Raw genomic sequence first — 12,645 nt, forward strand, 5'->3', positions numbered from 1 at the left:
CGTGCCGTTCCTGAGAGTCCACTCAACGGACTCCTACCTCATCCTGGGAGGATGGGGGCGTGTCGGAGGTGGACAGGGGGGCGGACGCGCCCCTCGCGATCGCCCTCCGGGCGCTCCAGCTCGGGGATCTGCTCGTCGCCGTGCCCGCGCTGAAGGCCCTCCGCGCCGCCCTGCCGGCGCACCGGCTGCTGCTCGCCACGTCACCCGGTCTGGGGCCGGTGGTCGACCTCGTCCCGGCGGTCGACGGCCTCGTGCCGACGCGCGGCCTGGACCGGCCGCTGCCCTTCGCGCCCGGCGAGGTCGACGTGGCGGTGAACCTGCACGGTGGCGGACCGGAGTCCGCCGCGCTCGTCGACGCGCTCGGCGCCCGGGTCGTCGTGCGGCATGCGATCCGGTCCGGGGAGCCCGGTCCGCGCTGGGTCGAGGCGCTGCACGAGCGCGTCCGATGGGTCCGGCTGGTCGCCGCGGCGGGGATGCCGGGGGATCCGCACGACGTCCGCATCGCGCGGTCCGCCACGCCGTCGCCCGCGCCGGCCGCGGCGGTCGTCCACGTCGGTGCCGCCTTCGCGTCCCGGCAGTGGCCCGTCGACCGGTTCGCCGCCGTCGCCGCCGCGCTCGCGGCCCGCGGGCGCGAGGTCGTCTTCAGCGGCAGCGCCGCCGAGCGGCCCCGCGCGCTCGAGGTCGCCCGCCTCGCGGGGCTGCCGGAGTCGCGGGTGCTCGCGGGCGCCACGACGCTCGACGCCTTCGTCGCCCTGATCGCGGACGCGGGCCTCGTCGTCACGGCCGACACGGGCGCCGGGCACCTCGCCTCCGCCTACGGCACGCCCTCCGTGGTGCTGTTCGGTCCCGTCGGACCCGAGCGGTGGGGCCCGCCGCCGGGGCCGCACGTCGCGCTCACCCACCCGGCCCTCCGTGCCGGCGACGCCTTCGCCGGCGCCCCCGACCCCGCGCTCGCGGCCGTCACCGCCGCGGAGGTGCTCGCGGCGGTCGACCGTCTGCCCTGACCCGGTCCGGACCGGACCCGCCGGGGTCAGCGCGCGGCGAGCACGTCCGCCAGCGCCGGGGCGAGGTCGCCGGCGCCGACCACCTCGATCGCGTCGAGGCCCTGCCACGCGGCCGCGTCGCGCAGCACCGGCGCGAGCCGGGCGGCGGTCTCCGACGGCGGCGACGGCGCGGACGGCTCCGCCCAGGCCGCCTGCACGAGCAGCCGGCCCGCCTGGCGGTCCGACTTCAGGTCGACCCGGCCGACGAGGCGGTCGTCCACCAGGGCGGGCAGGACGTAGTAGCCGTGCTCGCGCTGCGCGGCGGGCGTGTAGATCGAGATCCGGTAGTGGAAGCCGAACAGGCGGAGGATGCGGTCCCGCTGCCAGACCACCGGGTCGAACGGCGAGAGCAGCGCTGCGGCGCGCAGCCGGGCCGGGGGTGCCGCGTCGACGTGGCGCCACGCGAGCAGCGGCCGCCCGTCGGCACGGGTCCAGCCCGGCACCTCGACGGGCACCAGCTCCCCGGCGTCCTCCAGCTCCCGCGCCGCGACGAGCGTCTCGTCCGAGCGCAGCCGGTGGTAGTCCGCGAGGTCGGGCAGCGCCGCGACGCCGTGCGCGACCGCCGCGCGCCGCACCAGCTCCCGGACGGCGACCGGCGCCGGGACCCGCTGGACGGGGCCGCCGAGCACCTGCTCGGGCAGCCCGTACCGGCGCTCGAAGCCGCGGCGACCCGCGCTCACGAGGTCGCCGGTCCGGAACAGCAGCTCGAGCACGCGCTTCGTGTCCGACCAGCCCCACCACGGCCCCTGCCGCACGCTCGGATGCTCCTCGACCTCGCTCGCGGCGATCGGGCCGCGGTCCGCGATCTCCGCCAGCAGCGCGCCCGCGAGGTCGGCGTGCGCAGCGATCGCGTCGCCGTGCTTCGCGCGGAACCGGTCCATGCGGAAGGCGAAGAGCTCGAGGTCCGCCTTCGGCACGGACGCGGCCTCGTGCGCCCAGTACTCGACGCGATCGCCGGCGGGGTCGAACAGCATCCGGTCGAGCAGGCCGCGGTCGTACGGGCCGAGGCGCGCGAAGACCGGCAGGTGGTGGCTGCGCTCGAACACGTTGACCGAGTCGATCTGCAGCAGCCGCAGCCGGTGCAGCACCGTCTCGATCCGGGCGCGCCCGGCCGTCGGCGGGTGCGCCCGGCCGAAGCCCTGCGCCGCGAGCGCGATGCGCCGCGCCTCCCGCGGGGTCAGCCGGTCCACGCTCGAACCGTAGCGGGGGCCGCGGACGGGCGCCGCGAGCAGTCCAGCGGGCGTGCAGCGGCTCCCTAGACTCGCGGGATGGCCAGGCGATCGGATCCCTCGGAGGACGCGGAGGACGCCGTCGCGCGCGCCGTCCCGGTGGCCGTGCGCATCGCGGGCGCCTGGTCGTGGCCGATCGTCGGGCTGCTGATCCTCGTCGCCGTGGCGATCTTCGTCGTGATCCAGCTCCACGTCGTCGTGGTGCCCGTGCTCGTCGCGATCCTCATCACCGGCCTCATCAACCCGGTGAAGGCGCGGCTCGTCGCCCACCGCTGGCCGAAGGGGCTCGCGGTCGCCGTCACCTTCCTCGGCCTGCTCGTCGTCGTCGCCGCGCTCATCACGCTCGTCGTGCTGACGGTGCGCTCGGGCTTCGACGACATCCAGAGCCGCACCGCGACCGCCTACCGCTCGTTCCTCGGCTTCCTCAGCAGCGGCCCGTTCAGCATCTCCGAGTCGGACCTGCAGAACGCGATCGACTCCGCGACGAAGTGGGTGCAGCAGAACGGGTCGACCATCGCGTCCGGCGCGCTGACGGGCGCGTCGACGGTCGGCGACATCGCGGTCGGCCTGGTGCTGTCGCTGTTCCTGACCCTGTTCTTCCTGATCGACGGCGCCGGCATCTGGCGATGGGTCGTGCGCCTCGCCCCGAAGCGGGCCCGCGCCGCGGTCGACGGCGGCGCCCGCGCGGCCTGGATCTCGATCGGCTCCTACGCGCGCGTGCAGATCGTCGTCGCGCTGATCGACGCGATCGGGATCGGGCTCGTCGCCCTGATCCTCGGGCTGCCGTTCGTCGTGCCGATCGCGGTGCTCGTGTTCCTCGCGGCGTTCATTCCGTTCGTCGGCGCGATCGTCACGGGCGGGTTCGCGGTGCTCGTCGCGCTCGTCTACGCGGGCCCGATCCCGGCCGTCGTGATGCTCGCCGGCGTCATCGGCGTGAACCAGCTCGAGTCGCACGTGCTGCAGCCGCTGCTCATGGGCACCGCGGTGCGCCTGCACCCGGTCGCGGTCGTGCTCGTCGTGAGCTCGGGCTCGATCATCGCCGGCATCGGCGGCGCGGTCTTCGCCGTGCCGATCGCCGCCGCGGTCAACTCGGCCGTGAAGTACGTCGCCGGCGGCGCCTGGAAGGGCGATCCGCCGCCGCCCACCGACCCGCTGCCGCGCGAGCCGGAGCAGGGCGGGCGCGCCGCCCGCCGCCGCCGCAAGCGCGCCGCCGACCCCGAGGACGTGACCACCGTTGCCTGACGCGGAGAGCACGATCGCGACCACGCCGGCAGCGGCCGCCGCGATCACCGACACGACCGATGCGCCGGTGGCGCCGTCGATCGAGCGCATCCGGGACGCGGCCCGCTTCCTCGCCCCGGTCGCGGCGCGGACGCCGATGGAGCACTCCCGCTTCCTCGCCTCCATCACCGGCTCGGCCGTGCACCTGAAGTGCGAGAACCTGCAGCGCACCGGCTCCTACAAGATCCGCGGCGCCTCCTACCGGCTCTCCCGGCTCAGCCCGGAGGAGCGGGCGCGCGGCGTCGTCGCCGCCTCCGCCGGCAACCACGCCCAGGGCGTCGCCTTCGCGGCGCGCGAGCTCGGCATCGCGGCGACGATCTTCATGCCGAACGGCGTCGCCCTGCCGAAGCTCGAGGCGACCCGCGACTACGGCGCCCGGGTCGAGCTCGTCGGCGACGTCGTCGACGAGGCGCTCGCGGCCGCGAAGCGGTACGCGGAGGAGACCGGAGCGGTCTTCATCCCGCCGTTCGACCATCCGGACGTGATCGCCGGGCAGGGCACCGTCGGGCTCGAGATCCTCGAGGACGTGCCCGAGGTGCGCACCATCGTCGTCCCGATCGGCGGCGGCGGCCTGATCGCGGGCGTCGCGGCCGCGGTCAAGCAGCTCGCGCCGCACGTGCGGATCATCGGCGTGCAGGCGGAGAACGCCGCCGCCTTCCCCACGTCGCTCGAGGCGGGCGAGGTCCGGACCGTCGCGACCCGGCCGACGATCGCCGACGGCATCGCGGTCGGCACCCCGGGCCGCCTCACCTTCCAGATCGTGCGGGACCTCGTCGACGACGTCGTGACCGTGTCGGACGACGAGACCGCGAGCGCGATGCTCGTGCTGCTCGAGCGCGCCAAGCTCGTCGTCGAGCCCGCGGGCGCGGTCGGCGTCGCCGCGATCCTCTCCGGGCGGATCCCGGACCCGGGCAGCACCGTCGCGGTGCTCTCCGGCGGCAACATCGACCCGCTGATGATGGAGCGGGTGATCAGCCGCGGCCTCGTCGCCTCCGACCGCTACATGACCCTCCGGATCGGCCTGCCCGACCGGCCGGGCCAGCTCGCCGTCGTCTCGTCGGTGATCGCGGAGGCGAACGCGAACGTCGTCGAGGTGCTGCACACGCGGCACGGCACCGGCACGCAGATCAGCGAGGTCCAGATCGACATCAGCGTCGAGACCCGCGGCAAGGCGCACCAGGCCGCGCTGCTGGAGCGCCTCCGGTCCGCCGGCTTCGCCCCCCAGGTCGTCGAGGCCTGAGCGCGCGGGCTGCGGTCTCGAGGCTCGCCGGCGCTCGCACCTCGACCAGCGGGGGCTCCCGACGGTCGAGGTGCGTCGTGCGGCGCCGGATCAGCCCTCGTACGGGTCGACCTTCACGATCTTCACCTCGATGGCGCGGCCGTTCGGCGCGGTGTAGCTGACGGTGCTGCCGACCTTCGCGCCGACGATCGCGGCGCCGAGCGGGCTGCCCTCGCTGTAGACGTCGAGGCCGGAGTCGCCCGCGATCTCGCGGCTGCCGAGCAGGAAGCGCATCTCGTTGCCCGCGACCGACGCGGTGACGACGTTGCCGGGCGCGACCTCGTCGCCCGCGCCGGCCGGCTGGCCGACCTCCGCGGTGCGGAGCAGCTGGGTGAGCTGGCGGATGCGGGCCTCGATCTTGCCCTGCTCCTCCTTGGCGGCGTGGTAGCCGCCGTTCTCCTTGAGGTCGCCCTCCTCGCGGGCCTGCTCGATGCGCTTCGCGATCTCGGTGCGGCCCGGGCCCGACAGCTCCTCGAGCTCGGCGGACAGGCGGTCGTAGGCCTCCTGCGTCAGCCAGGTGACGCTGCTGGTCTGGGACATGACGGTTCCTCGTCTCGGTTTCCGGCGACCCGCGCAGCCGTGGCGTCCGCCGCGCTGGACGACGACGGCCGGGACGCCGGGCGCGCGCCTCGGCGCGCCGCGGCGGATCGAATGGGGGAGTCTAGGCGTCCCGGCAGGAATCGATCAAGCCGTTCGACGCCCGGCGAATGGTCCGCACGGTCGTCTCGCCGGTCCGGTTCACCTGCCCGGTCGCGGGCACGGTGATCTCCGCGAGCCCCACGACGCCGCCGGTGGAGTCCTGCGCCTCGATCGCGCAGATCAGCGCCGTGCCCGAGCGGCCCGTCACGAGCCACTGCACGTCGGTGGTCTCGTCCCCGGTCACCGTGATGCCGGTCGTCGTGACCTCGAGCGCGTCGGTCGCGCCGCCGATCCCGGTCCACACGCCCCACGCGCCGACCGCGAGCACGACGATCCCGCCGGCCGCGATCGCCCCGATGCGGCGTCGTCGACGGCGGTCGCCGGTGCGGCCGTACCGCTCCTCGAGCGCCGTGGTGCGGGTGGTCACGCGTCCTCCGCCCCTCCGCCGTGAAGTAGATTCGTGCGGTCCGAGGCTACTTCAGGAGGACCACCGTGCTCGCGCTGCTGCTCGCGGCGACGCCCTCCCCGTCGCCCTCGTCCTCGCCGTTCGACGAGGCCAGCATCACGCCCGGCGTGGTCGGCTTCATCGCGATCCTGCTGGTGACGCTCGCGACGCTCGCGCTGATCGTCGACATGGTCCGCCGCGTCCGCCGGATCCGGTACCGCTCCGAGCTCGCCGAGCGCCGCGCGGGGGAGCACCCGCCCGGGTCCTGACCTCAGGCGACGGGGTGGAGGGCGATCAGCAGGGTCGCCGTCCAGTGGCAGAGGAACGCGAGCACCGTGCAGGTGTGGAAGATCTCGTGGAACCCGAACCGGCCGGGGAAGGGGTTCGGGCGCTTGAAGCCGTAGGCCAGCGCCCCGACCGTGTAGAGCAGCCCGCCGACGACGACCAGCACCATCATCGCGGCGTTCGCCTCGAACAGCGGCACGAAGTAGACGACCGCGGCCCAGCCGAGCCCGAGGTAGATCGGCACGTACAGCCAGCGGGGCGCGCCCACCCAGAACACGCGGAACGCGATGCCGATCAGGGCCCCCGCCCACACGACGGCGAGCAGGACGACGCCCTGGGCCGGCGGCAGCGCCAGCAGCGACAGCGGCGTGTAGGTGCCGGCGATGAGCAGGAAGATGTTCGCGTGGTCGACGCGCTTCAGCGCGAGCTTCACCCTCGGCGACCAGTCCACCCGGTGGTACAGCGCCGAGTTGCCGAACAGCAGGATCGACGTCAGCGCGAACACGACGCACGCCCAGCGCGCCTCGGCGTCCGACGCGAGCGCGACGAGGACCAGGCCCGCGATCGCGGCGATCGGGGCCGTGACCGCGTGGATCCAGCCCCGCCAGGTCGGCTTCCGCTCGAGGTGCGCCGCGTCCGTGGCCTCCTCGAGGAGGGGGAGGTGGGCCGGCTCGGCGGCGGGCTCCGCGCTCGTCGCGGCGGCGACGGCGGTCGGGCGCTGCTCCCTCGATGCCATGCGACGAGGGTAGTCGGCAAGCCCCGGGCCGGGACCGGCGTTCAGGCGTAGCGTGGGCGGGTGCGGGGACGAGGGGTGCGGCTGCGCCGGCCCTTCTACTCGATCTACCAGCGGCGCCTCCGCCACAACCTCGGCTCGTCGGCGCTGCCGAAGCACATCGCGATGATCCTCGACGGCAACCGCCGCTGGGCGCGTCTCGCGGGCCTCGGCGCGGCCGAGCACGGGCACCGCGCCGGCGCGGACAAGCTCGTCGAGTTCGCGGGCTGGGTGGACGCGCTGCGCATCCCGCACGTCACCTTCTACCTGCTGTCGACCGACAACCTCCGCGGGCGGGCCGACGCGGAGCTGACCGCGCTGTTCGACATCATCGGCACGCTCGCGCTCGACCTGTCGGCGCGCTGGCGCATCCAGCACGTGGGGACGACGGAGGGGCTGCCGGAGGCGCTGCTCGCCGCGCTCCGCACGGCCGAGGCGCAGGGCGCGGGGAAGCCGGGCCTCCACATCAACCTCGCCGTCGGCTACGGCGGCCGCACCGAGATCGCGCACGCGATGCGGAGCATCGTGGCGGAGCACGCCGCGGAGGGCGGCACGCTCGACACGCTCTCCGACCGCCTCGACCCCGAGCTGATCGCCGCGCACCTCTACACGACCGGGCAGCCGGACCCGGACCTCGTGATCCGGACGTCGGGGGAGCAGCGGCTGTCCGACTTCATGGTCTGGCAGAGCGCGCACAGCGAGTTCTACTTCGTGGAGGCGCTCGGCCCCGACCTCCGCGAGGTCGACTTCCTGCGCGCGCTCCGCTCCTACGCCCAGCGGCAGCGCCGCTACGGCGCCTGACGGCGCCCCGCGCGACCGGGCCCGACCGGACACCGGGGCCTTCCGGGCGCCGCTACGCTCGGTGATCGCCATGGACGCCCTCACCGACTACCTCGACGGCTTCGGGGAGGAGCCCGGGTACCTCGACTTCGCGGCGTTCGGCCCGATCTCCGCCGCGGTGCTGGCGGAGACGGCGGCGCAGGAGGACCTCGTGCGGCGCGCCCGCTACGGCGCGCGGGAGCGGCTCGAGCAGGGCGCCCTGCGGCTGCGCGACGCGGCCGCGGTCGCGACCGGCTTCCGCGCCGACCAGATCGCCTTCCAGCCGTCGACCGGGCAGGGGATCCTGCAGGCCGTGTACGGCCTCGCGGGCGGCCTGCTCGTGTCGCGCGCCGACTACCCGGCCCTGCCGCTCACCGCCCAGCGGGCGGCGGAGGCGATGCAGGTCGTCACGCCGGTGCGGCTCGAGCCCGACGACGGGCGCGTCACGCCGGGCGCCGTCCGCGACGCGCTGACCGGCACGACGATGGCGGTGCTCGTCAGCGCCGTCGACGCGCGCACGGGCGCGGTCGCGGACCTCGACGGCATCCGGCAGGTGATCGGCGACCGGCTGCTGATCGTCGACGCCGTGCAGGCGCTCGGCGCGGTCGACCTGCCGTGGTCCGCGGCCGACGTGATCGCGTGCGGCGGCCAGAAGTGGCTGCGGGCTGGCTGGGGCGCCGGCTTCCTCGCCGTCTCCGACCGCGCCGCGAACCGGCTGACCCCGGTGCTCTCCGGCGAGGGCGGCACCGGCGAGGACGTCGTGTACGACGAGGTGCTGCCGCCCGCCGAGGGCGCGGCCGGCATGCAGGTCTCCCGCCCCGACCCCGTCGCGGCCGCGCGGCTCGCCGCCGCGCTCGAGGACCTGACGCACGCGGGCCCCGCGGCCGTGGCCGCCGCCGTCGCCGAGCGCGCCGCACGCGTCATCGCGCTCGCCGACGAGTTCGGGGTCCCGGTGGTCTCGCCGCGCGCCGACGGCGACCGCGCCGGCATCGTCGTGCTCGAGCCGCTGCCCGAGCGGCTGACGGCGCTCACGGCCGCCCTGTTCAACCACGGCGTCTCGGTGACCATCCGGGACGGGCGCGTGCGGATCTCCCCGCACGCGGGAACCACGGAGGAGACGATCGCCATGCTCCGCACCGCCCTGTCCGCCTACGCGACCGCCGTGCGGCCCGTCCGATGACGATCACCGGGCCCGGCCGCACCCTCTGGGTGAGCGACCTCGACGACACCCTGCTCGGGCCGGACGGGCTGCTGGAGCCCGCGACGCGCGACGCCCTCGCCCGGCTCATCGCCGACGGCGTCGACTTCACCGTCGCGACGGCCCGCTCGCCGCACACCGCGTTCTCCGCCCTCGACGGCGTGCCGCTCGCGCTGCCGCTCGTCGCCTACGGCGGCGCGACCGCGGTCGACCCGACCGAGCGCGGCCCGCTGTGGTGGGAGCACTTCGACGCGCGGTCGCTCGCGCCCCTCGTCGGCGCGGCGCTCGCGGCGGGCGTGACCCCGCTCGTGTTCTGGCTCGACGGCGACCGGGACAAGGTCAGCTGGGTGCGCGGCGCCGAGACCAGCGGCGTGGACGCCTTCCTCGAGACCCGGCAGGGCGACCCGCGGCTCGCGCCGGTCGACGGCTGGGACGAGGTCGACCACGACCGCGGCTTCTTCGTCAGCATCCGCGGCGAGTACCCGGTCGTGCGGCGGCTGTCCCGGATGATCCGCGCGATCTCGTGGGGCACGGGCTGCTCGCTGGCGCTCGCGGGCAGCCGCGAGAGCGGCGTCGGCGTCCTCGACGTCACGCCGTCGACCGCGACGAAGGGCACCGGCGTCCGCCGCGTCGCGGAGGAGCACGGCTTCACCCGGATCGTCGCGTTCGGCGACGGCGCCAACGACCTGCCGCTGTTCGCGGAGGCCGACGAGTCGTGGGCCGTCGCGGGCGCGGACGACGAGGTGAAGGCCGCGGCGACGGGCGTCCTCGACGACCGCCCCGACGCGGTCGTCGCCTTCCTCGCCGAGCGGGCGGCGGCGCGCGCCGAGGTCTGACGCCCCGCGTCCATCCCTCGTCCTCGCGTCGTCCTCGCGTCGTCCACCGGCCGTCGGAGGCGTGCCGTACGGTGTGCCGCATCGGGTACCTCACCCGGTCCGGGACGGCATCTGCGGCTCGCGACGACAGGAGGCGCGCATGGTCCCGGTGGGAAGGCGATCCGGGGAGGTCGGCTGATCTCTCCCGGGGGAAAGAGGCCACGTGCCTGACGCGCTGTCCGCCCAGTCCCTGCCGGCGAGCCCGGCCGAGCCCGCCACGGCGGCGAGCACCGGGACGCGCACCTTCGTGCTCGACACCTCGGTGCTGCTGTCCGATCCGAAGGCCCCGTTCCGCTTCGCGGAGCACGCGGTCGTGCTCCCGGTCGTGGTGATCTCCGAGCTCGAGGGCAAGCGGAACGACCCGGAGATCGGCTACTTCGCGCGGCAGGCGCTGCGGAACCTCGACGAGCTCCGCGTCCAGCACGAGCGGCTCGACTTCCCGGTGCCGGTCGGCGAGGGCGGCTCCCTCCGCGTCGAGCTGAACCACTCGAACATGAGCGTGCTGCCGAACGGCCTGCAGCTCGGCGGCAACGACGCGCGCATCCTCGCCGTCGCGCAGAACCTCGCGAACGACGGCCTCGAGGTCACGGTGGTGTCGAAGGACCTGCCGATGCGCGTGAAGGCGGCCTCCATCGGCCTCACCGCCGAGGAGTACACGGCCGAGCAGGCGGTCGACACCGGCTACAGCGGCGTCGCGGAGCTCGCGGTCGGCGCCGACGCGCTCGACGCGCTGTACGACGAGCACCGGGCCTCCGCGCCCGAGGCCGAGGGCCTGCCGATCAACACCGGCGTCGTGCTCTCCTCCGAGCGCGGCAGCGCGCTCGCCCGCGTGGTCGGCAGGCGCGGCGAGCTGAAGCTCGTGCGAGGCGACCGCGACGTGTTCGGCCTGCACGGCCGCAGCGCCGAGCAGCGGCTCGCGATCGACCTGCTCACCGACCCCGAGGTCGGCATCGTCTCGCTCGGCGGGCGCGCGGGCACGGGCAAGAGCGCGCTCGCGCTCTGCGCCGCGCTCGAGGCCGTGCTCGAGCGGCAGCAGCACCGCCGGATCATGGTGTTCCGGCCGCTGTACGCGGTCGGCGGGCAGGAGCTCGGCTACCTGCCGGGCGACGCCGCCGAGAAGATGAACCCCTGGGGGCAGGCGGTCTTCGACACCCTGGGCGCGGTCGTGTCGCAGAACGTGATCGACGAGGTCGTCGAGCGGGGCGTGCTCGAGGTGCTGCCGCTGACCCACATCCGCGGCCGCAGCCTGCACGACGCGTTCGTGATCGTCGACGAGGCGCAGTCGCTCGAGCGCAACGTGCTGCTCACCGTGCTGTCGCGGATCGGGCAGAACTCGCGGGTCGTGCTCACCCACGACGTCGCCCAGCGCGACAACCTCCGGGTCGGTCGGCACGACGGCGTCGCGAGCGTGATCGAGACGCTGAAGGGCCACCCGCTGTTCGGCCACGTCACGCTCACCCGCTCGGAGCGCAGCGCGATCGCGGCCCTCGTCACGGAGATGCTGGAGTCGAACGAGCTCTCCTGACCCCGTCGCGGATCCGCACTTCCTCCGCGGATCCGCAGTTCTCGCCCGACACGCCGCAGCCGGCACCCTCCGGCCCGGCGTGTCGCGGCAGAACTGCGGATCCGTGAAGGCCTGTGGAGGACGGGCGGCTCGCTCGCCTTCGCCCTGGCCCGTCGTCTCGTCGTCTCGGCACCCTGGACACGCTCGTGCGGCTGCCGCAGGAGCTCGCGCCCACGACGCCGCTCGCCGAGATCTCCCGGACGCTCGAGCGCTCCGGGGGACCTGCCCCACTGCGTCGGCGACGCGGTCGTCTGGGCGGTGCTGCGGGCGCTCATGAGCATCGGCCACCTCGCCGTGCTGCTGCCGGCGCATCCGCGCCTCCGCTCCGTCGTCGAGCCCACAGGACCGCTCGCCGCAGCGGCGCTCGGCGCCCTCCTGCTCGGCGGAGCGGGCTTCTTCCACTGGTGGAGCGCGTTCGCGACGGCCATGTCGGTGTCGGACGAGCTGCCGCCCGGCGCCGGAGGAACCACCGGCCTCGGCATGCTGATCGTGCTGGGCGGGCTGCTCGCGGGCGTCATCGGTGCCGTGCTCGGTGTCGTCGTCCTGGTCCGCGCGGCGAGGCGGAGCGCACCGGCCTGATCGGCCGGGCTGTGGAGAACGCGCGCCGCCGCTGCGACGCGCGCTCTAGCCTCCCGGCGTGCTCGCCGTCGTCCGCCGCCTCCCGCGGGAGGAGCTCCTGCCCGTCGCGGGCCTGATCGTCGTCGCCGTCGCGGCGATCGGCGCGCGGCCGGTGCTGCTCGGGTTCGTCTGGCTCGCGCTCGTCACGCCCCGGCTCGTCGCGGTGGACCTCGCCGAGCACCGCCTGCCGGACCGGTTCGTGCTGCCCGGCTACCCGGTCGTGCTCGCAGCGGTGCTGCTGCAGGCGTGGTCGGACGGCACCGCAGCCGCCGGCCCGGTCCTCGCCGGGCTCGCCTGCGGGCTCGTGCTGCTGCTGCTCCACCTCACGGGCGGGCTCGGGCTCGGCGACGTGAAGCTCGCGCCGCTGCTCGGCGCGCTCGCGGGCGCCGCCGTTCCCGGCGCCGCCGTCCTCTGGCTCGTGCTCGCGTTCCTCGTCGGCGGGATCGCGGCGGTCGTCGTCCTCGTCCGCCGCGGCCCGGGCGCCCGGATGCCGTTCGGTCCGCCGATGCTCCTCGCCGCCTGGACGGTGCTGCTGCTCGCCTGACCCGCTCGTGCACCCCGCCGCGGCCGGTGCGACGCCGCGCGCCGGTGCACGAGC

At 75.3% G+C, this 12,645-nt stretch carries 14 protein-coding genes; 10 read left to right on the plus strand and 4 right to left on the minus strand.

Annotated elements, in window-relative coordinates; translation table 11 throughout:
• Nucleotides 1-59: 59 nt before the first annotated feature.
• Nucleotides 60-1,004 carry a glycosyltransferase family 9 protein gene (locus D1781_RS05740; protein WP_119481252.1) on the plus strand — a complete coding sequence of 315 codons (945 nt, stop codon included), beginning with the start codon at nucleotides 60-62 and terminating at the stop codon, nucleotides 1,002-1,004.
• A 26-nt stretch (nucleotides 1,005-1,030) separates the two neighbouring features.
• Here D1781_RS05740 and D1781_RS05745 read toward each other — a convergent pair whose 3' ends face one another.
• Nucleotides 1,031-2,233, minus strand: coding sequence for a winged helix-turn-helix domain-containing protein (locus D1781_RS05745; RefSeq protein WP_233551032.1), 1,203 nt, complete (start codon nucleotides 2,231-2,233; stop codon nucleotides 1,031-1,033).
• A gap of 78 nt (nucleotides 2,234-2,311) precedes the next feature.
• Between D1781_RS05745 and D1781_RS05750 the strand changes: the two genes are divergently transcribed.
• Together D1781_RS05750 and ilvA are read left to right on the plus strand one after the other, a co-directional pair.
• Entirely contained in the window at nucleotides 2,312-3,514 is a 1,203-nt protein-coding gene (locus D1781_RS05750) for an AI-2E family transporter (protein WP_119481253.1), read from the plus strand.
• A gap of 43 nt (nucleotides 3,515-3,557) precedes the next feature.
• The gene (gene ilvA / locus D1781_RS05755) at nucleotides 3,558-4,793 is read left to right on the plus strand and encodes a threonine ammonia-lyase (protein ID WP_119481765.1); all 1,236 of its coding nucleotides are present in this window, start codon (nucleotides 3,558-3,560) and stop codon (nucleotides 4,791-4,793) included.
• A 90-nt stretch (nucleotides 4,794-4,883) separates the two neighbouring features.
• Here the strand turns inward: ilvA and greA are convergent, their stop codons facing one another.
• A complete protein-coding gene (gene greA, locus D1781_RS05760; protein WP_119481254.1) occupies nucleotides 4,884-5,372 on the minus strand; it encodes a transcription elongation factor GreA in 489 nt (162 codons plus the stop codon).
• A gap of 121 nt (nucleotides 5,373-5,493) precedes the next feature.
• Entirely contained in the window at nucleotides 5,494-5,898 is a 405-nt protein-coding gene (locus D1781_RS05765) for a DUF4307 domain-containing protein (protein ID WP_119481255.1), read from the minus strand.
• A 65-nt stretch (nucleotides 5,899-5,963) separates the two neighbouring features.
• Between D1781_RS05765 and D1781_RS05770 the strand changes: the two genes are divergently transcribed.
• The gene (locus tag D1781_RS05770; RefSeq protein ID WP_119481256.1) at nucleotides 5,964-6,185 is read left to right on the plus strand and encodes a hypothetical protein; all 222 of its coding nucleotides are present in this window, start codon (nucleotides 5,964-5,966) and stop codon (nucleotides 6,183-6,185) included.
• 2 nt (nucleotides 6,186-6,187) lie between these two features.
• Here D1781_RS05770 and trhA read toward each other — a convergent pair whose 3' ends face one another.
• Nucleotides 6,188-6,937 (minus strand): PAQR family membrane homeostasis protein TrhA, encoded by a 750-nt coding sequence (trhA, locus tag D1781_RS05775; RefSeq protein WP_119481257.1) that lies wholly within the window; start codon nucleotides 6,935-6,937, stop codon nucleotides 6,188-6,190.
• Nucleotides 6,938-6,997: 60 nt separating this feature from the next.
• Here trhA and uppS point away from each other — a divergent pair, with 60 nt between their 5' ends.
• From uppS to D1781_RS05805, 6 genes are all read left to right on the plus strand, one after another.
• Nucleotides 6,998-7,774 carry a polyprenyl diphosphate synthase gene (gene uppS, locus D1781_RS05780; RefSeq protein WP_233551033.1) on the plus strand — a complete coding sequence of 259 codons (777 nt, stop codon included), beginning with the start codon at nucleotides 6,998-7,000 and terminating at the stop codon, nucleotides 7,772-7,774.
• Nucleotides 7,775-7,844: 70 nt separating this feature from the next.
• Nucleotides 7,845-8,972, plus strand: coding sequence for an aminotransferase class V-fold PLP-dependent enzyme (locus D1781_RS05785; protein WP_119481258.1), 1,128 nt, complete (start codon nucleotides 7,845-7,847; stop codon nucleotides 8,970-8,972).
• Complete coding sequence (locus D1781_RS05790) at nucleotides 8,969-9,826, plus strand: HAD family hydrolase (RefSeq protein ID WP_119481259.1); 858 nt, start codon at nucleotides 8,969-8,971, stop codon at nucleotides 9,824-9,826. Before D1781_RS05785 ends, D1781_RS05790 begins: the two co-directional genes overlap by 4 nt.
• A gap of 229 nt (nucleotides 9,827-10,055) precedes the next feature.
• Entirely contained in the window at nucleotides 10,056-11,390 is a 1,335-nt protein-coding gene (locus D1781_RS05795; RefSeq protein ID WP_233551139.1) for a PhoH family protein, read from the plus strand.
• Between the two features lie 297 nt (nucleotides 11,391-11,687).
• Nucleotides 11,688-12,008, plus strand: a complete 321-nt coding sequence (locus D1781_RS05800) for a hypothetical protein (RefSeq protein ID WP_119481260.1) — start codon at nucleotides 11,688-11,690, stop codon at nucleotides 12,006-12,008.
• A 58-nt stretch (nucleotides 12,009-12,066) separates the two neighbouring features.
• Nucleotides 12,067-12,591, plus strand: coding sequence for a prepilin peptidase (locus tag D1781_RS05805; RefSeq protein WP_119481261.1), 525 nt, complete (start codon nucleotides 12,067-12,069; stop codon nucleotides 12,589-12,591).
• Nucleotides 12,592-12,645: the final 54 nt, after the last annotated feature.

Origin of the sequence: Amnibacterium setariae, assembly GCF_003581425.1 — a bacterium.
GTDB lineage: Bacteria > Actinomycetota > Actinomycetes > Actinomycetales > Microbacteriaceae > Amnibacterium > Amnibacterium setariae.

Coding starts and splice junctions, on each gene's coding strand:
- D1781_RS05750 (WP_119481253.1), top strand. CDS start 2,312: ATGGCCAGGCGATCGGATCCCTCGGAGGACGCGGAGGACGCCGTCGCG.
- greA (WP_119481254.1), bottom strand. CDS start 5,372: ATGTCCCAGACCAGCAGCGTCACCTGGCTGACGCAGGAGGCCTACGAC.
- trhA (WP_119481257.1), bottom strand. CDS start 6,937: ATGGCATCGAGGGAGCAGCGCCCGACCGCCGTCGCCGCCGCGACGAGC.
- D1781_RS05785 (WP_119481258.1), top strand. CDS start 7,845: ATGGACGCCCTCACCGACTACCTCGACGGCTTCGGGGAGGAGCCCGGG.
- D1781_RS05790 (WP_119481259.1), top strand. CDS start 8,969: ATGACGATCACCGGGCCCGGCCGCACCCTCTGGGTGAGCGACCTCGAC.